Raw genomic sequence first — 17,880 nt, 5'->3', positions numbered from 1 at the left:
TCAGGCACTCCTGAGGAGAGGGGCGACGTAGGGCCGGACCACGAAGAGGACGACGACGACACCGGCAGCGCCCGCCGTCACCTTGGCCCACGTGGGCCACGCGAGAGGGTTCGCGACCGTCGCCGCGAGCTCGACGGTATCCGCTGCCGTCTTCACCACTACCTCCTCGGTGAAGCGGAAGAAGAGGGACTCGGAGACGACGGTGCCCAGCAGGTCCTTCGTCTCCCGCGCCAAGTCCTCACGGGCATACTTCGTCCACCTGTCCCAGGTGTACGCGCTGCCGTCGTCGCGCTGGCCGCGCTCCGCCCACGAGCGGTACACCTTCTCCCAGCGGGTGATGCGCTCGCCGAGCGACTTGAGTGCCGACTCGAGCCGACGCTGGGCGTCCGTCTGGGGCACGAAGAAGGCGGCGGGGCCCAGAAGGAGAAACTGCGCGACGTTGTCTGGGGAGAAGCCCACCGCCAGTGCCCCCTCCATGTACTTCCCGCGGATCTCGGACACCAGGGCGTCCGCCGCGGCCTTCTGGGCGGCCGGAGTCACGGGAGCCTCAGGGTGGCGCGCACGGAGGGCCTGATGCCGTGGTTGAAAGCCGTCGGGACGTCCGTCGTCATCACCAGGCGGCAGCCGTGGGGGACGTCACGACGGATGAACGTCGTGTCACGCCCGATGCTGAAGCTTTCCCACAGCGTCCAGCCGTAGTTGTTCAGCGTGGCGGCCGGGTAGGCCGCGGTGTCCAGCGCCTCCGGGCCCTTCGCCCACACCTGTACGGTCACGGGGCCAAACGTCGCCTCCGTCGTCTGGAAGTTGAGCCGGAGCGACTCGGTGTAGGGGTGGACGACGAAGCCCGACTCGCCGAAAGGATTCCCCTCCCAGTCCGGCGCCGTGCCGTCGATGATCTCCTGCGGGGTGCCGGAGAAGAGCTTGAACTGGTTCACCGGCATCATGGGGAACAGCGCGCGCACGCCCGGGATATGCTGGTAGTCCTCCCCCTCATCCAGGAGGAGCACGCGCCAGCAGCTGTGAGCCTGCGCTCCCGAGATTTCTCGTACCAGCCGCTCCCCTGCGAAGGTGATGACACTCGGGCCCATCAGGCGGAGCGGCTCACCCCCACTCCCCATCACCACCTCGAGCGGATAGACGCCCGGCACGCTGGCGCCCGCGTCGCTCGACTCGGTGGCGAGTCTGTAATCCTCCGGAACGTCCGGCACCGCGGCGATACGATGGCAGGTGGCTCCGATGTCGATGGTGCCCGTTTCGTCCGCGTACGTCCTGAAACTGCGCATGTGCTGCCTCCACCGGGGGCGGGGGAGGGCTCAGCCGAAGATGCTCTGGATGCCGCTGAAGATGGACTTGCCGGTGTTGAAGATGTCGCCGATGCCCTTGACCAGGTCCCCAAGCGGATTCGCCGGGGCGGGCGGGCGCGAGACGGACGGCGGGGGGACGTACGCGGGCGGCGGGGGCTGGTACACCGGGGCCTGGTACACCGGTTGGGACGGCGCGGCGGCCGGCGCCTTGTTCCGGGTGGCGACGAAGTAGACGGCCGTACCGACGGCCCCGGCACCAACGACGATGAGCAGCACTTCCGTAGTATTCACGTTGCACCTCGGCCGGGGGCGGGCGGGTTACCAGTCCTGCAGGGAGTCGGAGGGCAGCTTCTTGCCCGTGGGCTTCTTCGCGATGACCTTGGCCTTCTGCTTCTCCTGCTCGGCGAGGGCCTTCGCGGCTTCCACCTCGGCCTTGCGGCGTGCCTCGAGCTGCTCCTCGGTGAGCAGGGGCGGGGGTGGGGGAGGAGCCTTCGGCCGCTCACCGAAGATGGCGTCACCGATGCCGCCAATCACCTGGTTGGCGAGACTCCCCGTCTTGAAGGGGTCCAGCTCGGACACGGCGCCGCGCACGGCCTTCTCGGTCTCCTCGCCGGCGATGGCTCCGATGGCCGCGCTGGCCAACTCCGCGGCGCCCTTGACGGCCGCGACAGCTCCCACCACCGGGGCGCCGAAGACGAGGCCCGCGGCTGCGGCGATGCCGCCCACCTGGCCGATGTCCTTGCCCAGTTCCTTGTCGATGCCGACGGCCTCGGCGAGCTTCTCCAGGCCTTGCTGAGCGACGAAGCCGACGGAGGCCACGTGGCCGAAGACACGGACCGCGTCCTGCGTGGCCTCGTTGGCGCCGAGCGCGCCGACGATGTGCTCCTGCAGCTCCAGGCTCTTGAGGCCCAGATCGATCATGGCGCCGGCACCGCCTCCGAGGAGCTTCGCCGCGTCGGAGATGAGGTCCCCTCCGGTGCGCGGCGGCTCGGGCGGCGCGAGCTCGCCGACGGGAGAGCCATCGGGCTCGGCCGCGGCGAAGCCTACTGGGGAAGGCTCGGGCGGCGCCACGGGAGGCGGCAGGGGCGGAGGTGGCGCAGCGGCGGACGCTTGCCGCGTGGAAGCATACGCCGCCGCAGGCAGGCCAACGGCCGCCAGGGCGAGCACGACGTGCCAGGCTTTCATGGGAGAGGGCCCCGGGGCGGACAGAAAGAAGGGGAGGGCGCCAGGCCGGAGAGCCCGGCGCCCCTGGGTGCTGCTCTATCGGGCCTTGAGCAGCAGCCCGCGCATCTGGATGCCGGTGCCGCTCAGGCCCTTGCCGAGACCGCGGGCGTTCTGCACTCCACCAGGCGCCGCCCGGGTGAGCTGCTTCACGATGTCGTCCGCGCTCTTCGTCTCGCCCTCGCCCAGGTGCTGGTTGTACATGGCACGGGCCCGGGCCAGGACGGTGGGCGGGATGGACTCGGCGACGCTGTCCGAGCCCGGCTGGGCGTAGAGGCCAGCCACCTTCTCGAACTCGGCGTCGTCCATGTCGAGCAGGCGGAAGGGCTCGAAGGGCGCCAACCGGTCCGGGTTCTTGAGGCCCTCGATGGCGGCCAGCGTCACCGCGCGCAGCGGCTTGTTGCGGAAGTTGGCGAAGGTGGCGACGTCCCCCTTCACCTTCTCCTCCTCGACGATCGGCACGTAGTAGTAGCCGAGCGTCACGCTGGACAGGTCCTTCTTCAGCTGCTCGAGCCGCGGCGCGCCCGTCGGCAGGTCCTTCCACTCCTGCCCCGGGACGACGGCATAGAGAACCGTCACCTCGTCGGTGATGGACGCCTCGGCCGTCAGCTCCGGGTTGACGCCCTCGAGCTCCACCAGGACGTCGGCGGCCGACACGTTGTCGTGGATGAGCTCCCCGTCGATCTCCAGCTGGAAGGAGGACAGGGCGGAGGCCGCGTGCGCCGCGCTGAGCTCGGTGATGAGGAGCGGCAGGCCAGGCGGTAGCTTGGCCACCTTGTCCTTCTCCTCCACCTCGATGTACTCGGCGAAGTAGTCGGCGCGGTCCCCCTTGGCCGACTGGGCCAGCGGCACGAACTCCGCCACCACATTGCCGGAGATGGCGAGTCCCGACGCCACCGCGGCGGAGCTGTACTTCAGGTCGATCTCGATGGTGCTGGCCTGGGAGCGGCCGACCCCCTTCCACACCCGCTGGCCGCCGCGCAGCTGGTGGAGCATGCCGGTGGGGATGAGGCTCCAGAACTCGACGGCCGTCGTCTGGCCGTTGGGGAGGCTCCGGGCCAGCCCGGTGCTGGTGTTGTCCCACCCGGCCACGTCCTGGCCCACGGCGAAGCGGCCGAGCTGGCGCATCTTGTCCAGGGGGAGGGCGTTGAAGGGCTTCCGGTGGCCGTTGCGGCCGTGCGTCAGGGTGAGGATGAAGAGCGACAGGAGCGTCTTGCGCTCCGCGGCCGAGAGCGCGACGGCTCCGCCGCTGCTGTTGGCGATGGGCACCGTCAGCTTGCAGAGCATGACGGGCATCACCTTCCCCTTGAGCAGCTCGAAGGTACCGCGCTTGACCTTCTGAAAGATGCCCGGGGTGGTGAGGGTGAGAACGTTACCCTTCTTCACGTGTTACCTCGGACCGGGGGCGGGCCTGAGGCGTTCGGGTGAGGGTGTTTCAGGCCACCATGCTGTGGATGGCCGGGGCGAACCGCTTCGCGGCGCCCAGGACGACGAGGGTACCGACGATGCTGCCGACGATGACGAGACCGGTCTTCATTTGCTGCGTTTCCTTTCGTCCCGCGGTGGCGGGAGCTGGTGGCTGGCGCTCCAGTAGATGGATTCGCCGAGCGGGAGGAGCGACACCCGGTCGGCAAAGTCTCGGCCGCAACGGCGACGGAGGGCGTCGACATCCTCGTCGTCCATCTGCAGCCCGCTCTCGACGTCGGTGAGCTGCGTGCGGGCGCCCTTGGGTATGTCCGTCATGCGCTGCGTGACGAAGCACACGGGGACGCGCCACTTGCGGGACTCGAACGCCAGGCGGTTCAACGTGCGGACGGCGTGCTCCTGGTACCGGTGGAGCTCGTCCATCACCAGGAAGATGCCACCGGTGCTCTCCAGCAGGTTGACCAGGTCCGCGAGCTCCTCTGCCGTCTCCTCGGGCTCGCCGTTGGCGACGATGGCAAGACCCAGGGCGGGGTCGTCGATGACGTCGCGCCACACCGTGTGCCATGCGCTCCACGTGAGCCGCGTTGGCAAGCACCCCAGCACCACCTCACCAGGCCGCGCCGTCCCCAGCTTGCTGTACTCGTCGTGCGGGTCGATGACGATGGTGGGCCAGCCCTTGCCTCCGGCCCACTCCCGGGCGATGAGCGCCTTTGCGCGGTTGCCCTTGCCGCTTCCTGTGATGCCGGGAAGGGCGATGCGCATCCGCGGCTCGAGGGGGCGAATCTTGGGCTCTGGCAGCCTCATGGCTCAGGCCTTCGCCTCCGGCGTCGCCGGCTCCGTCGTCTCCCCGACGACGGCGGGCTGGGATGGCGCGCCGAAGAGCAGCTCGCCCATGTGCTCGATGAAGGGAGGGGCGAACACGAGCGCCACTGCCGTCGCCGCGGCCGCCGTCGGCGTCATGGCGTTGACCTTGCCGAGGAGCTGGGCGGCCAGCGGGGCCGTCCCCTTGGCCAGCGTCATCACCGGGTTGATGGTGATGGACACCTCCTCAACCTTGCCATCGGCGCCTGCCACCTGGCCCTTCTCGACGCGCGCCTCGAGGACCCGGGCATAGCGGGCGGGCAGCTTGCCCTTGGCCTCTCCCCAGAGGTGAGCCATGAGGCCCTCCTGTTCGGCGATCTCCGATGGCTTGGGCCAGCCAGCCTTCTGGCCCGGCTCCGCCTTCACCAGGGCTGCGACCCCGGGCTTGGGGGCCTCTCCCTGTCCGGCAGCCTGAGCGGCGGGCTCTCCGCGGAGCTCCCTCACCTTCGCGGCCGCGGCCCGGAGCTTGTCGGCGTTCTTCTCCTTGGCGAGGGCCTTGAGCTCGCGGCGCAGCTGGGCGTCGGCCGCGTCGCGCTCGCGCTTCTCCTCGTCAACGGGCCTCTTCTTCGGGCCGACGGCTGGCTCGCCCGCCGCCTGAGGCGTGGGGGAGCTCGTCGCGGGCGAGGCCTCCGCCGGGACGGTGGTGTTGTTGGACAAGGGCATGTCGGCCATGGGAGCGACTCTCCGCTGCAGAGGAAGCTACTTCGACGAGGGCTTCTTGCCGGTGCTCGAGCGGGTGGGCGTCGCCGCCCCGTCCTCGAGCTTCTGCACCCGGAGGGCGAGCTCCGTCATCCGCTCGTCCATGCCACCGACGCGGCCCTCGAGCCGCGTCACCCGGCCGCTCGGGTGGCCGAAGTACTCCGTGAGGGTGTTCTCGACGTCCTTGGCCGTCGGGTAGTCAGCGCGGATGCGCTGCAGCTCCTCCTGGAACTCCGCGGTCGCGCCCGCTCCCGCCAGCTGCTGCTGAGTCCAGGCCTGCAGCTCCTCCATCTTCCGCTCGAGGGCGTCCAGCCGGTTCTCGATGTCGGCCTGGCGGAACTTCATCTTCTCGCCGAACTCGAGGAGCTCCGACTTGAGGGGGGCCGCCGGAGGGTACTCCTCCCGGATGCGCTTCAGCTCCGCCGCGAGCTCGCGTCCGAAGCGGACCAGGTCCGTGAGGCCAAACTCCGCCTCGAGCGGGGAGGGCGACGCAGCAGCGGGCTCGGCCTGGCGCGCCGCGGTCTGGTGTGCCTCCGGCTCCGAGTAGGTGCTCGTCGCGGCGAGCATGGCGGCCGTCCTGACGTGGGCGCGGGTGCTGCTCTTCATGAGTCCGTCTCCTGCGGAAGAAATGGCGGGCTGGAGTCACGGCGGGCCGCCCTTGCCCACCAGGAGGGGGCCCGTAGGCACCCGCTCCCCTCAGAGAGGCCCGTGCGACTGCCCCGGGCCGTAGAAGTGCCGCGCTCCGGGGGTTGACGCCCCCGGCAGGGCCTGGAATGACTCCAGCGCGGCTGGCCCTGAATCTCCGCCCCCGGAGATCAGCGCCCGTCCAGGTCGGTGGTGAACCACCGCCAGACGCGGGCGAAAAGGCCCGGAGGGGCCGAGGGACTCGAGTCCTTCGGGGCCTCCGGGTGGGACGCCTCGGGGCCAGCCGCACCCCCTGCAGAGGGACCGTCCTCCACCGTCGGAGCGTCGTCGCGGTTGTCGCTCGGCTCCTCGGGGTTCACAGGCTCGGCCTGGCTCTCGGCGGGTGGGTTGCTCTCGGCGTCCATGGGCACGAACAGTGCCGCGATTCGGCTACGCTGTGCAGTCAGCCAGAGTGAGCAGGATTAGGCGCGTTTGGTGCCGCGTTGGGTAGGCACCCTCCTTCCCGCCCCCGGAGGGAGAGCGACCATGAGCGCAGTGACAGAGTCAGCCTTCTGGGACGTCGACGAGGCCGCCGTCTACTTCGGGGTCTCCTCGTGGACCATCCGGCGGATGGTGAATGCCGGCGAGCTGCTGCACGAGCGCGTCCGCGGAGCCATTCGCATCTACAAGGCCCGGGAGGGCTTCACCCCGTTGGTGAGGACGCCGGAAGCATCGGTGGCACCGGCTGCATAGCCTCTCTTCATGGGCACCGACGCCAAGCCCCGGAAGGTGGCGCTGTATCTGAGAGTCAGCACCGAAGAGCAGACGCTCGAGCAGCAGGAGCGCGAGCTCCGGGCCGAGGCAGCCAGGCGCAAGTGGGATGTGGCTGGCGTCTACGCGGAGAAGGCCAGCGGGGCAAATGCGAAGCGGGCGGAGCTAGCGCGTCTCCGGCACGATGCTGCCCTCAACCGCTTCTCCGCGGTGCTCGTCTGGGACGTCGCCCGGCTCGGCCGCGACTTCCTCGACGCTGGCTTCGTCGCCCGAGAGCTCTTCAAGCGCGGCGTCGGAGTCGTCTCCCTCACTCAGCCGGACCTGGACCTCGCCACGCCCGACGGGGAGCTGCGCCTCAACATCTGGCTGACCTTCGCACAGTACCGACGCCGGGAAATCTCCTGTGCGACGAAGCGGAGGCTGCAGCAACTCAAGGACGACGGTGTGAAGCTCGGCCGCCGTCCCAAACCCGTCGACCCTTTCGAGGCCGTGGCGGTGCTCAAGGACTGCGACGGCGTGAAGACGGAGGCAGCCCGACGGCTGAAGGTCTCCGTCGACACGCTGGATCGACGGCTCGCTGAGGCCAAGCGTCGACAGGCTGCGTCGACTCCGGGCGACGCACCGCCGACGCCGTCGTAACGCCGCGTCGAGGCCTCCGACGCCGGTGAACGACCACTACGGCCTACCCGCTGTCCAGCTGGATGAGACTCCCCCGGATGGTCCACATTCGCGCCTCAACCTTTCGAGCAGCCTCGGTGAGCCGCGCGGTCGCCGACCGCCATTGGTCCAGCGCGGCGCGTAGCTTCGTGCGAGGACTCGGTCCGCCCAGCTCCAATTCTCTGACGACGGCTGCGTACGCGGCGCGCTCGTCATGTTCGGCACTGGTGAGCAGGAGTCGCAGTGCCGCCGCAGCGTTCAAGTCCTCTGCGATACAGGCCTCCTCCATCGATGTCACATGCCGATCGCCCGGCAACATCAACGGCCTCCGCTTCATCGTCACCCTCCCAGGTGATGGTGGCCACCGCAGGGCACCGCAAAAAGGGTAGGGCGGCGGCGGCCCGTCTGCCCCCAGTCAGAATAGGGACTTGCGGGCTGGTGAGGCGCTCGCCGCAAAAACGGTCGTTTTCGCGGCGTCGGCGAGCGTCGGCCCGACGCGTCACCCGTCCGTCGGTACACCGTTGGCGGTCGTCACTCGGATCGTCACTGAGCCGTCGGAGGCCATGGGCGGCCAGATTGGAAGAGCGCACTGAGCCTCCGGACGTCCGCGCCGAGTTCAGCGGCTCTACTCATCAATGCCGCGACAGCCCGCATGTCGTCGGGCTCGAGGGCAATCGCAACCTCGGCCAACTGCCGCGCCAGCTGGACGACGCCCGACGACGAATCGAGACCGCAGAGGAAGCCAGCCAGCCTCTCTCGAGCCATCCGAGCGCTCAATGCACCCACCTCCGAGAGGCAGCTGCAGGAGACTCGAGCTGCACGGGGCCCGCAGCGGCCCTGAGCAGCGTCATCCCAGCCGCGGCGAACACGTCCCACCGGGCCCGTCGGAAGGACTCCCGGACGGCCAGGGCCACCAAGCCGGCGCCGAGCAGCTCGCCGAGGACCTGGGGCAGGTTCTGAGGATTCAGCTTCATGCGCGCTCAGAACGCTCGAGCACCAGCACCCATGCCGGGCTGCGGATGCGCTCGGCCGCCCCTCGGGCCTGGAGCTACGTCTTCTGGCGATGCAATTGCCACGTCTCGCCTATGGCCGGCGGCCACCACCACACCAGAGCCCCGCCTGCCCAACGCGCCTCGAGCGGAACGCCCGTCACCCGCGCGGCCCCGCGGAGCGCGCCTCGGACGCTGATCCGCCCAGGCCCGGGTAGAACCCAATGCCGGGCGCTGATGGTGACGATGCTCGTCACCGTCTCCCGGACGTACGGCCGCCCATCGTCGTGACGTCGGTTCACGTCGCGCCGTCCCTGCCTCCGAAACCGTCTGATGTGCCTGTCGCCCACGTTGCCCTCCTACGCCGACGCTGCCGCCGGCTGGTCTTCCACCACCCACCGAATGCCCTCGAGGTCCACCGAGCACGCCACCTCGTCGAGCATGTCGGCGTACTCGTCGACGACGGCCTCCCGGAAGTGTGCGTCCGGGCACCTCATCACGAGCTCGCCGTCGACGACGCCAACGGGGGTGGCTTGGCAGAGCCAGGGCAGCACGGAGCGGACACCCTTCGCCTCGAGCGCAGCGAGGCACAGCTGCCAGGCTCGCCTCTCGTCTGTTGACGTGTCCACCGGCACCGCTACCACCGGCGACTGCTGGCCGAGGGGCGTCACGTGCCGATCCCACACCGTCTGGAAGGCATTGGCCGGACAGGTGGGCTTGAGCCCCCGCGCCCATTCATCCTCGAGGTAGCGGCACCAAGCTTCTGCCAGGCGCTGCTCGTCACCGTTGAGCGCAGCGACGGCCTCCGCGTACCAAGACGCCCACCCCTTGGGCATGGCCCCCGCTGGCACCCCCCAACGCTCCCTCCGGAGGGCCTGGCAGCGGGCGAAGAAGGCCTCTGCCGGGCCTGTAGAGCCCTCCTGCGGGGTGAGGGGGGTCTCTACTCCAGGGGGGCCGCCCTCCCGGGCTTCCAGGGCCTCCTGGCGCCGCTTCCCGCGGGGGGCGGATGCCGGAACCAGGTGGGCACCCGGAAGGGCGCGCTGTACCGGCTTGACGTCCGGGGGGGCGTCTGCGGACGGACCCAGGGGAGCAAGGGCCGGACGTCCCGCGGACGCTCCAGGCGAGGCCACCCCTGCTGCAGCAGTAGAAGAATCTCGTCTCATCTCATCTCGTCTCATCTGGGGGCGGACGTCCGCCGGACGTCCTGCGGACGGTCCACCCTTGGCCCTGGCCCGGGCCTCCCGCTTACGCTTGGCCTCGCGGGACCTCTTTTCAAGGGCTTGCACGTACCGGTCGCTCGTCGTGAGGCGGACGCCGTCCCCCTCCCTGACGAGAATGCCCGCCCGGAGGAGGGCGTCCCAGAAGCGGCCGGCCTCGCCCGTCCAGAAGGCGCCCAGCTCCAGGGCCTTTGCCCAGCGTGGCTCGTCCGCGGACGCGTCCGACCCGCGTCCGCCGGACGCGTCCAGGGGGGAGAAGCGTCCGGTTGGCAGGGCCTGCACAGCCCACACCTGGAGCTCCTGCATGTGTCCGAGGAAGGTGAGGCGGTCCAGCCCCAGCATGTCGGCCGCGGCGACGGCGGCGACCGTCCGAGAGAACCCCACATCCACCTGTATCCAGTCCAACGCCATAGAGGCACAGCTCCGGTGCTGCATCACGTCGGCCCCCCCAGCGTCCGACGGACGCCAGGGGGCCTGTTGGGACTACGTCACGGCTCTGCGGGCAGCCTCCCCTGGGCAGCGCCCGCCGACGGGCGCTGAACCGGGCGTTTCATCGAGTCCTTCACGCACCGATGGCGGCGCATGACGACGAAAGAGCCATCCCCGCCGAGGGGCACAAACGTGGGGATGATGCGCCAGCAGAGTGGACACATCGCGGGGGCCGAGGTGCTCATGATCGCCGGACCTCCTCGAGCACGTCCTGGGCGTTGGCCCAGGTGTGCCAGAGGTTGAGGGCCGCGCCGAGCGTCACGAGGACCGCCCCCGGCACGTTTCCTGTCATCGCCAGGTGGGCGAAGACGAGCTCGAGCACGACCGTCGTGGCCAGGTGCAGGAGCGCCAGCACGGTGAACCACGTCACGCGGACGGGGTTCACCGGGTCTGTCCAGCCATCGCCATAGCGCCGTCGACGGAGGCGGTTCATCTTCGGGCCTCCGCTTCGAGGGCATTCTGCGCCTGGTCGACCTCTTCGGTACGGGAGCGCAGGCCGGTAGCGGCCTTCTCTCGCACCTCAACTGCAGCCCTCCACGCCCCGCGCCCCTGATTGGCTGCCTCGGACGCCGGGCCGTACGTGACCTCGGCGACCTGCAACCAATGCAGGGCCTTGAGCTCTGCCTGAGTCGCGACCAGCAGTTCGTGGGCGGCGTGGGTGTACGCCACGCGAGCCCTGGCGACACGTTCCTGCGTGGGCGTCATGGCATCCTCCGGAGCTCGTCGGCGGGTATGCAGGCGAACCCGGCCGGCATCTCCACGTTGTGGCAGGGCAGGCACATCCAGGCCCCGCAGCAGGCGTGCCGGTACGTCGTCCGGCCCGACTGCTCAGGGAGGAGCTTGCAGGCCCTGCACGGCTCTGCCTGCGTCGTGAAGAGGGAGAGCTGCTCGCGATAGGGCTGCTGCTGAGCACGCGGCGCACCACCGGGGGTGACCGCGTGCTTCTGCTGGGCCTGGCGTTCGATCTCGCGGGCCCGGTCGGGGTCCTTGAGCCAGAGGTCTTTTGAGGGCCCGAGGGTCATGTGTCGGCCCTCGCTTCCTGGGCCCGCTCGGCGTAGCGCCTCTCGCACGAACGATCGCAGAAGCCGAGTACGAGCGCGGCCCGGTCGGGCAGCAACTCCTCGAGAGCCCCGACGGTGGCCGGGTACTCGAGACCCAACTGGTTCGCCGCCGAGTACTGCTCACGGGCGCGCTGCAACCGCTCCGGGACGACTGTGCGCAAGTCGCTGGCGACGGACGCCAAGGCCGGGATGGTGCGTGAGCAGTTCCGGCACCGGCGAGAGTGCTTGAGGCGTCGGTCGAGCGGCGTCATCGCGGCACCTCGTACGGGGGAGCTGACTCCAGTTGTCGGAAGATGGGAAGGCCCGCGCGCTGCAGGCGCGCACCGATGGCCATCAACTCGCCCGCAGCGCGGCAAACGCTCCACAGCCGCTTTCCCTGGCGCACCATGCGTCGGGCCTTGAGCGCGCGGAGCACGGCCAGGGCCCGAGGCTCGGGAGCGTTGGCACGAACCTCGGAGACAGTGCTGGCGGGGTTGAGCCAGAGGTAGACGAGAACCAGGGCCTCGGACGGGGACAGAGGACCGCTGGGCTTTTTGGAGCTAGCCACGCGAGTCCTCCTGGTCCTTGCTGGGCTGGTCGTCCCTGGGCGGAGCACCCCTCTGCAGGCCGAGGGCAGTACGGGCCGCCTGTCGGATCCGGGCGTCCTCTTCGATGCGCTCGAGCGGGAATGCGTAGCAGTACAGGCACCGGCGGGGGTTCTTGGGCGCGGGCGTGTGCTGGTCGCTCAAACACGCCTGAGGGACACCCACGTCGGCCACGATGAGGCGCGTGACATGGCCCGCGTTGATCATTCCGTCCACCTCGTAGCTGATGTCCCGCAGGCCGTCCTCGACGCCCTCGGCCAGGCCGCACAGCCGTTCGAGGCGCTCGGCCTCGTCGACACGGCCGAGCTTCGTCGCAAGCCTCACCAGGTCGGTCAGGTCGTCCTGGGCCTGCATTGCGGCCTTGATGCGTGCCGACAGCATCTCGCGGTACTCGGGGGGCAGGTTCTCAGCCATTGGAGACCTCCAGCGAGGCGAGGCAGGAGCAGCAAACGCCCGGGGTGCGGAGGCTCGGCACGTGTCCGCCACTGCGCTCGCACCGGAGTTGGGCGAGCCCGCGCTCGAACTGCTCCAGCGGAGGGAACGTCACGGACGACGGCAGGGGGGCATCCGCTTCCTGGTGCACCTCGACGCGGCTGAGGCCGTGCTCGGTGATTTCGTGCACCTTGAGATCGCCAGCGTCGTCCGTGCTGAAGTCGCAGCCGGCGTTGCCGCACCTGTACCTGAGGGTCTCAGCCATGGCGGGCCTCCTGGCGCTCGTCCTCGAGCCAGATGGCGATGCGAGCCACGGCGATCCGGACGGTGCGAACCGTCGCGGCCAGGTCCCGGAGCTCAGCCGCGTTGGGGTGGCCGGGGGGCAGGTTCGCGGCGGTGCGCTCGAGGTCTGCGGGCAGGCCTTGCAGGTCGTCACGGATGGACCGCAGGCCCAGTTCGGCCGCGGCGGGCCCGTGCTGGGGCGGTTGAGGGAAGTGCTGCGGGTGCTTCTTCTTCTGAGTTGGGGCCACTGGCGAGGCTCCAGGCCGGTGGGAAAACAGCAACGGCCGGGCACCTGGCGCCGCGAATGGGCAGCACCAGGAAACCCGGCCGTTCGGCCTCGCCAGACCGGCCGTCACTGGCGAGGAGTCAGGGTGGAGAGGCGCGCGAGCGGTTGGGCTCGAGCGCGCCGGAAGACGTGCCAGGTGGGCAGAGAGGTACCCAGCAAGCGGGTTTCGGGCCAGCCGTTGGGCAGCCGACGAACCCCGCGAAATCCCTAGTGATTCCCTGGGCTTAGGGTCTGATAAGATGCGTTATGTAAACTAAGCCCACGGACCATCCAGAGGGGTTTCCAGGCCAGGTCCGGCGGCCGTACTTGGCGCATGTGCTTCCCCGTCTCCCAGTCTCCAGGCCGGATCGCGACGGGTCGCGTCAATCGCCACGCTCGCCTGCTCTTCGGAAATCAAAGCCCCGCTCATGAGTTCAGGGGCCGGGAATTTCTCCCCGCTTGACCGGGACCGGCTGTTCCCAGGACAAACCCCGCCGCATCTCTTCCGGCTCCCGGAAAGGAACTTCAACTCCATGAAGCGTCTTCTCATCGTGGCCTCCCTCCTCGGCGCCGCCCCCGCGCTCGCCGATGAGGGCATGTGGACCTACAACAACTTCCCCTCCGCCAAGGTCAAGGAGAAGTACGGATTCGAGCCCTCCCAGGACTGGCTCAACAAGGTCCGTCTGGCCTCGGCCAAGTTCGGCGGCGGCTGCTCGTCCAGCTTCGTCTCCCCGAACGGCCTGGTGATGACCAACCACCACTGCGCCCGCGGCTGCATCCAGCAGCTGTCCACCGCCAAGAAGGACTTCATCGCCAACGGCTTCTACGCCAAGACCCAGGCCGAGGAGATCCAGTGCCCGGCCCTCGAGCTCACCCAGCTCGTGGACATCACCGACGTCACCGACAAGCTCAACACCGCCACCCAGGGCCTCACCGGCAAGGCGTACGCCGACACCCTCAAGGCCGAGATGTCCAAGCTGGAGAAGGCCTGCACCAACGGCGCCTCGGACGTGCGCTGTGACGTGGTGACGCTCTACCAGGGCGGCAAATACAACCTCTACCGCTACCAGCGTTACCAGGACGTGCGGCTCGTGTTCGCCCCCGAGCACGCCATCGCCTTCTTCGGCGGCGACCCGGACAACTTCGAGTTCCCCCGGTACGACCTGGATGTCACCTTCGTGCGCGCCTACACCAAGGACGGCAAGCCCGCGAAGACCCCCGAATACTTCAAGTGGTCCGACAAGGGCGCCAAGGAAGGCGAGCTCACCTTCATCTCCGGCCACCCCGGAAGGACCTCGCGCGGCCTGACGGTGGCGCAGCTCGAGTACCTGCGCGACACCGGCCTGCCCAAGCAGCTCTTCAAGCTCTCGGAAGTCCGCGGCATGGTCACCGAGTTCCAGAACCGCGGCGCCGAGCAGAAGCGCATCTCCAACAACATGCTCTTCGGCGTGGAGAACTCCCTCAAGGCCACCAAGGGCAAACACGAGCAGCTGGTCGACAAGGCCTTCTTCGCCCAGAAGGTCGCCGCCGAGCAGGAGCTGCGCGCCAAGGTCAACGCGGACCCGAAGATGAAGGCCAAGTACGGCAACGCCTGGGATGAGATCGCCCGCGCCCAGGACACCTACCGCAACATCCGCAAGGACTACGAGAACGTCGAGAACGGCTTCAACTCGCAGCTCTTCCACGTGGCCCGCACCCTGGTGCGCGCCGCCGAGGAGCGCACCAAGCCGGACACGGAGCGCATGCGCGGCTACAACGAGGCGGGCCTGCGCTCGCTCGAGAACCAGCTGATGAGCAAGGCGCCCGTCTACCCCGAGCTGGAGATCGCCCAGCTGACGTTCGCCTTCACGAAGATCCGTGAGGAGCTGAGCCCGGATCACCCGTTCGTCAAGAAGGTGCTCGGCAAGGAGTCTCCCGCGGCACTGGCCGCCCGCGTCGTCAAGGGCACGAAGCTGGCCGATCTCAAGCTGCGCGATCAGCTCTACAAGGGCGGCAAGCAGGCCATCGAGGCCTCCAAGGATCCGATGATCCAGCTGGCGGCCCTGGTGGACCCGGACGGCCGCGCCATCCGCAAGACGTACGAGGAGCAGGTGGACGCCGTCATCCGCAAGAACAGCGAGCTGGTGGCCCAGGCGAAGTTCGAGGTCTACGGCACCGGCATCTACCCGGACGCCACGGGCACGCTGCGCCTGTCCTTCGGCTCGGTGAAGGGCTACACCGAGGACGGCAAGCAGGTGGATCCCATCACCGCCATGGGCAACACCTTCGACCGCCACACCGGCCAGGAGCCGTTCGCCCTGCCCAGGAGCTGGCTCGCCGCGCAGAAGGATCTGACGGCCTCCACCCCGATGAACTTCGTCACCACCAACGACATCATCGGCGGCAACTCGGGCTCGCCCGTCATCAACAAGGACGCCGAGATCGTCGGCCTGGTGTTCGACGGCAACATCCAGTCGCTCGGCGGTGACTACGGCTTCGACGAGAGCGTCAACCGCGCCGTCTCCGTCCACAGCGAGGCCCTCATCGAGGCGCTCAAGAAGGTCTACAAGGCCGACCGCGTCCTCGAGGAGCTGCGTCCGGGCTCCACGCCCACCCTGAAGGCCAGCCCCAACCTGTAGTCCGGCTCGCCGTCCCCTGACATCCCGCTGAAAAGACGAAGGGGCTGCCCGAATCCACCCGGGCAGCCCCTTTGTTCTTCTCCGCCTACCCCCTGCCCCCGCGGCTACTCCCACTCGATGGTGGCGGGCGGCTTGGAGGAGACGTCGTAGACGACGCGGTTGATGCCACGCACCTCGTTGGTGATGCGCGTGGAGATGCGCTCGAGCACGTCATACGGCAGCCGCGCCCAGTCCGCCGTCATGCCGTCCACGCTCGTCACCGCGCGCAGCACGCAGGTGGACTCGTAGGTGCGCTCGTCCCCCATCACGCCCACGCTCTGCACCGGCAACAGCACCGCGAACGCCTGCCACAGCTCCTTGTACAGACCCGCGTCCCGGATCTCCTGCTGGACGATGGCATCCGCGCGGCGCACCAGCTCCAACCGCGCCTCGGTGATCTCCCCCAGCACCCGGATGGCCAGGCCCGGCCCCGGGAACGGCTGCCTCGACACCATCTCGTCCGGCAACCCCAGCTCGCGGCCCAGCGCGCGGACCTCGTCCTTGAAGAGCTCGCGCAGCGGCTCCACCAGATTGAGGTTCATCTTCTCCGGCAGCCCGCCCACGTTGTGGTGGCTCTTGATGGTCACGGACGGGCCCTTGTACGACACGGACTCGATCACGTCCGGGTACAGCGTGCCCTGCGCCAGGAACTCGGCGCCCTGCACGTCCCGCGCGGCCTCCTCGAACACCGTGATGAACTCGCGGCCGATGATCTTCCGCTTCTTCTCCGGGTCCGTCACCCCGGCCAGCTCCGACAGGAACCGCGCCCGCGCGTCCACCGTCTTCAGCGGCACGTGGAAGCGATCCACGAAGAGCGCCTCCACCTGCTCACGCTCGCCCTGCCGCAACAGGCCGTTGTCCACGAAGATGCACTGCAGCCGCGCCCCCAGCGCCCGGTGCAGCAGCAGCGCCGCCACCGAGCTGTCCACGCCTCCCGACAGCCCGCAGATGACCCGGCCGTGCTCGCCCACCTGGCGGCGGATGGCGTCCTCGGCCTCCTGGATGAAGCCCTTCATCGTCCAGCTCCCGCTCACCTTGCAGTCGGTGAACAGGAAGGCGCGCAGCATCTCCTTGCCCATTGGCGTGTGCACCACCTCGGGGTGGAACTGCAGGCCGTAGATGGGCTTGCTCTTGTGCGCCGCCGCCGCGTACGGCGAGTTGCCGCTGCGGCCAATGGCCTCGAAGTCCGGCGGCAGCATGTCCACCCGGTCTCCGTGGCTCATCAACACCTTCACCCGATCGCCCAGCTTGAAGCCCGCCAGCGGCCCACGCGCCGCCAGCACCTCCACCTCGGCCGAGCCGTACTCGCGGTGCGCGGAGCGGTCCACCCGGCCTCCCAGCAGCTTGGAGATCAGCTGCAGGCCGTAGCAGATGCCCAGCACCGGCAGCCCCGAGCCGAAGACGTAGGGGTCGCACCGCGGCGAGCCCTCGGTCTCCACCGAGGCCGGCCCTCCGGAAAGGATGATGCCGCGCGGGGCGAACCGGCGGATGTCCTCCGCGGGGAGATCCGGACGGTGGATCTCGCAGTACACGCCGAGCTCCCGTACCCGGCGGGCGATGAGCTGCGTGTACTGGCTCCCGAAATCGAGGATCAGGATCTTCTCAGCGTGAATATCCACACACTCTCCATGAGGGGCGCGCGTTGACGGATGCGGGCCTTATCGCTACAAACTTTCGGAAATCAACCATTAAGTCCCGCTCGAACTCGAAGAGGTCCTGGATGCGCCTGCCCGCCGTTGCAACCGTCCTGCTGCTGTCCGCCACCGGTTGCTTGAAGGAGATCTCCTCGGAAGAGCGTCTGGAGCGCGAATCGCCGAGCCGTTCCTCGGCCGGAGATACCCCGGACGCCGAAGCACTGGCCAAGGTGCACTGCGACGACACCAGCGACGCCCTCACCCAGGCCCGCAACGTCAACCGGCCGGAGGCCGACCGGGTGATGAGCTACATCGACCTCTACACCTCGTTGATGAAGCGCAACGCCACCTTCGAGGAGGCGATGAACCGCAACCCGGACCTCAACTACACCGAGGGCAGCCAGAAGCTGGTCGCCGCCCGCGAGAACTGCATCCAGCAGACCGCGGACGTGAAGGTGGAGTTCGAGACCTACGTGCGCGAGCTGGTGGAACTGCCCACCGTGCAGGAGATCAAGGGCGGCAACACCGTCACCGTGGCCCGGCTGGACTTCACCACCCTGCGCCAGGCCATCGAGACGCTCAACCCGGATGACAAGGAGCAGCTCCTGGGCAAGGTGCTCAACGCGGAGAAGAAGGTGGCCCCGGCCGCGGCGGAGGAGCCCGCCAGCGGCAACACCGGCCGCAAGCGCGGCAAGTAGCCGGCGCTCA

23 protein-coding genes are annotated in these 17,880 nt (G+C 69.0%); 4 read left to right on the top strand and 19 right to left on the bottom strand.

From position 1 onward, the window contains the following. From BO221_RS14395 to BO221_RS14360, 8 genes are all read right to left on the bottom strand, one after another. On the bottom strand, positions 1–540 hold the full coding sequence (locus BO221_RS14395) for a hypothetical protein (RefSeq protein ID WP_073561030.1): 540 nt from the start codon (positions 538–540) through the stop codon (positions 1–3). Continuing rightward, positions 537–1,283 carry a hypothetical protein gene (locus BO221_RS14390; RefSeq protein WP_073561029.1) on the bottom strand — a complete coding sequence of 249 codons (747 nt, stop codon included), beginning with the start codon at positions 1,281–1,283 and terminating at the stop codon, positions 537–539. Before BO221_RS14390 ends, BO221_RS14395 begins: the two co-directional genes overlap by 4 nt. Before the next feature lie 30 nt (positions 1,284–1,313). Beyond that, positions 1,314–1,595: a hypothetical protein gene (locus tag BO221_RS14385; RefSeq protein ID WP_143195444.1), complete on the bottom strand. Its 282-nt coding sequence runs from the start codon at positions 1,593–1,595 to the stop codon at positions 1,314–1,316. 27 nt (positions 1,596–1,622) lie between these two features. Next, entirely contained in the window at positions 1,623–2,489 is an 867-nt protein-coding gene (locus BO221_RS14380) for a hypothetical protein (RefSeq protein ID WP_143195443.1), read from the bottom strand. A 75-nt stretch (positions 2,490–2,564) separates the two neighbouring features. After that, positions 2,565–3,911, bottom strand: coding sequence for a hypothetical protein (locus tag BO221_RS14375; protein WP_073561026.1), 1,347 nt, complete (start codon positions 3,909–3,911; stop codon positions 2,565–2,567). A 147-nt stretch (positions 3,912–4,058) separates the two neighbouring features. Continuing rightward, on the bottom strand, positions 4,059–4,754 hold the full coding sequence (locus BO221_RS14370; protein WP_073561025.1) for a helicase HerA domain-containing protein: 696 nt from the start codon (positions 4,752–4,754) through the stop codon (positions 4,059–4,061). Positions 4,755–4,757: 3 nt separating this feature from the next. Next, on the bottom strand, positions 4,758–5,483 hold the full coding sequence (locus tag BO221_RS14365; protein WP_073561024.1) for a hypothetical protein: 726 nt from the start codon (positions 5,481–5,483) through the stop codon (positions 4,758–4,760). Positions 5,484–5,510: 27 nt separating this feature from the next. Further along, positions 5,511–6,116 carry a hypothetical protein gene (locus tag BO221_RS14360; RefSeq protein ID WP_073561023.1) on the bottom strand — a complete coding sequence of 202 codons (606 nt, stop codon included), beginning with the start codon at positions 6,114–6,116 and terminating at the stop codon, positions 5,511–5,513. Between the two features lie 564 nt (positions 6,117–6,680). On the opposite strand from BO221_RS14360, the gene BO221_RS14350 reads away from it, so the two are divergent. Together BO221_RS14350 and BO221_RS14345 are read left to right on the top strand one after the other, a co-directional pair. Next, a complete protein-coding gene (locus BO221_RS14350) occupies positions 6,681–6,887 on the top strand; it encodes a helix-turn-helix domain-containing protein (RefSeq protein ID WP_073561021.1) in 207 nt (68 codons plus the stop codon). A gap of 9 nt (positions 6,888–6,896) precedes the next feature. Continuing rightward, on the top strand, positions 6,897–7,544 hold the full coding sequence (locus BO221_RS14345; protein ID WP_073561020.1) for a recombinase family protein: 648 nt from the start codon (positions 6,897–6,899) through the stop codon (positions 7,542–7,544). Between the two features lie 791 nt (positions 7,545–8,335). Here BO221_RS14345 and BO221_RS14330 read toward each other — a convergent pair. The 10 genes from BO221_RS14330 to BO221_RS14280 form a co-directional block, all read right to left on the bottom strand. Then, positions 8,336–8,536, bottom strand: a complete 201-nt coding sequence (locus tag BO221_RS14330; protein ID WP_073561017.1) for a hypothetical protein — start codon at positions 8,534–8,536, stop codon at positions 8,336–8,338. Between the two features lie 374 nt (positions 8,537–8,910). Beyond that, a complete protein-coding gene (locus BO221_RS53680; protein WP_143195442.1) occupies positions 8,911–9,387 on the bottom strand; it encodes a hypothetical protein in 477 nt (158 codons plus the stop codon). A gap of 1,051 nt (positions 9,388–10,438) precedes the next feature. Then, the gene (locus tag BO221_RS14315) at positions 10,439–10,690 is read right to left on the bottom strand and encodes a hypothetical protein (RefSeq protein ID WP_073561014.1); all 252 of its coding nucleotides are present in this window, start codon (positions 10,688–10,690) and stop codon (positions 10,439–10,441) included. Beyond that, complete coding sequence (locus BO221_RS14310; protein ID WP_073561013.1) at positions 10,687–10,962, bottom strand: hypothetical protein; 276 nt, start codon at positions 10,960–10,962, stop codon at positions 10,687–10,689. Before BO221_RS14310 ends, BO221_RS14315 begins: the two co-directional genes overlap by 4 nt. Further along, entirely contained in the window at positions 10,959–11,279 is a 321-nt protein-coding gene (locus tag BO221_RS14305) for a hypothetical protein (protein WP_073561012.1), read from the bottom strand. The genes BO221_RS14310 and BO221_RS14305 overlap by 4 nt, the downstream gene beginning before the upstream one ends. Beyond that, entirely contained in the window at positions 11,276–11,479 is a 204-nt protein-coding gene (locus BO221_RS14300; RefSeq protein ID WP_143195441.1) for a hypothetical protein, read from the bottom strand. The genes BO221_RS14305 and BO221_RS14300 overlap by 4 nt, the downstream gene beginning before the upstream one ends. Positions 11,480–11,565: 86 nt before the next feature. After that, the gene (locus tag BO221_RS14295; RefSeq protein ID WP_073561010.1) at positions 11,566–11,865 is read right to left on the bottom strand and encodes a hypothetical protein; all 300 of its coding nucleotides are present in this window, start codon (positions 11,863–11,865) and stop codon (positions 11,566–11,568) included. Then, entirely contained in the window at positions 11,858–12,316 is a 459-nt protein-coding gene (locus BO221_RS14290) for a hypothetical protein (RefSeq protein ID WP_073561009.1), read from the bottom strand. Before BO221_RS14290 ends, BO221_RS14295 begins: the two co-directional genes overlap by 8 nt. Continuing rightward, on the bottom strand, positions 12,309–12,599 hold the full coding sequence (locus tag BO221_RS14285) for a hypothetical protein (RefSeq protein ID WP_073561008.1): 291 nt from the start codon (positions 12,597–12,599) through the stop codon (positions 12,309–12,311). The genes BO221_RS14290 and BO221_RS14285 overlap by 8 nt, the downstream gene beginning before the upstream one ends. Continuing rightward, on the bottom strand, positions 12,592–12,864 hold the full coding sequence (locus BO221_RS14280) for a hypothetical protein (protein ID WP_073561007.1): 273 nt from the start codon (positions 12,862–12,864) through the stop codon (positions 12,592–12,594). Before BO221_RS14280 ends, BO221_RS14285 begins: the two co-directional genes overlap by 8 nt. 550 nt (positions 12,865–13,414) lie before the next feature. Between BO221_RS14280 and BO221_RS14275 the strand changes: the two genes are divergently transcribed. Then, the gene (locus BO221_RS14275; protein ID WP_073561006.1) at positions 13,415–15,499 is read left to right on the top strand and encodes a S46 family peptidase; all 2,085 of its coding nucleotides are present in this window, start codon (positions 13,415–13,417) and stop codon (positions 15,497–15,499) included. Between the two features lie 104 nt (positions 15,500–15,603). Here the strand turns inward: BO221_RS14275 and guaA are convergent, their stop codons facing one another. Further along, positions 15,604–17,157 carry a glutamine-hydrolyzing GMP synthase gene (gene guaA / locus BO221_RS14270; RefSeq protein ID WP_073561005.1) on the bottom strand — a complete coding sequence of 518 codons (1,554 nt, stop codon included), beginning with the start codon at positions 17,155–17,157 and terminating at the stop codon, positions 15,604–15,606. 101 nt (positions 17,158–17,258) lie between these two features. Between guaA and BO221_RS14265 the strand changes: the two genes are divergently transcribed. Then, on the top strand, positions 17,259–17,870 hold the full coding sequence (locus BO221_RS14265) for a hypothetical protein (RefSeq protein ID WP_073561004.1): 612 nt from the start codon (positions 17,259–17,261) through the stop codon (positions 17,868–17,870). The last annotated feature ends 10 nt before the right edge of the window (positions 17,871–17,880 follow it).

Source organism: Archangium sp. Cb G35, from assembly GCF_001896145.1.
Taxonomy (GTDB): Bacteria; Myxococcota; Myxococcia; order Myxococcales; family Myxococcaceae; genus Archangium; species Archangium violaceum.
Note: the sequence above shows the minus strand (reverse complement) of the source record. Positions and strands in the feature narration are given on the sequence as shown.

Coding starts and splice junctions, on each gene's coding strand:
- BO221_RS14390 (WP_073561029.1), bottom strand. CDS start 1,283: ATGCGCAGTTTCAGGACGTACGCGGACGAAACGGGCACCATCGACATC.
- BO221_RS14370 (WP_073561025.1), bottom strand. CDS start 4,754: ATGAGGCTGCCAGAGCCCAAGATTCGCCCCCTCGAGCCGCGGATGCGC.
- BO221_RS14345 (WP_073561020.1), top strand. CDS start 6,897: ATGGGCACCGACGCCAAGCCCCGGAAGGTGGCGCTGTATCTGAGAGTC.
- BO221_RS14265 (WP_073561004.1), top strand. CDS start 17,259: ATGCGCCTGCCCGCCGTTGCAACCGTCCTGCTGCTGTCCGCCACCGGT.
- BO221_RS14315 (WP_073561014.1), bottom strand. CDS start 10,690: ATGAACCGCCTCCGTCGACGGCGCTATGGCGATGGCTGGACAGACCCG.
- BO221_RS14285 (WP_073561008.1), bottom strand. CDS start 12,599: ATGGCTGAGACCCTCAGGTACAGGTGCGGCAACGCCGGCTGCGACTTC.
- BO221_RS14310 (WP_073561013.1), bottom strand. CDS start 10,962: ATGACGCCCACGCAGGAACGTGTCGCCAGGGCTCGCGTGGCGTACACC.
- BO221_RS14380 (WP_143195443.1), bottom strand. CDS start 2,489: ATGAAAGCCTGGCACGTCGTGCTCGCCCTGGCGGCCGTTGGCCTGCCT.
- BO221_RS14350 (WP_073561021.1), top strand. CDS start 6,681: ATGAGCGCAGTGACAGAGTCAGCCTTCTGGGACGTCGACGAGGCCGCC.
- BO221_RS14290 (WP_073561009.1), bottom strand. CDS start 12,316: ATGGCTGAGAACCTGCCCCCCGAGTACCGCGAGATGCTGTCGGCACGC.
- BO221_RS14330 (WP_073561017.1), bottom strand. CDS start 8,536: ATGAAGCTGAATCCTCAGAACCTGCCCCAGGTCCTCGGCGAGCTGCTC.
- BO221_RS14365 (WP_073561024.1), bottom strand. CDS start 5,483: ATGGCCGACATGCCCTTGTCCAACAACACCACCGTCCCGGCGGAGGCC.
- BO221_RS14275 (WP_073561006.1), top strand. CDS start 13,415: ATGAAGCGTCTTCTCATCGTGGCCTCCCTCCTCGGCGCCGCCCCCGCG.
- BO221_RS14305 (WP_073561012.1), bottom strand. CDS start 11,279: ATGACCCTCGGGCCCTCAAAAGACCTCTGGCTCAAGGACCCCGACCGG.
- BO221_RS53680 (WP_143195442.1), bottom strand. CDS start 9,387: ATGCCCAAGGGGTGGGCGTCTTGGTACGCGGAGGCCGTCGCTGCGCTC.
- BO221_RS14360 (WP_073561023.1), bottom strand. CDS start 6,116: ATGAAGAGCAGCACCCGCGCCCACGTCAGGACGGCCGCCATGCTCGCC.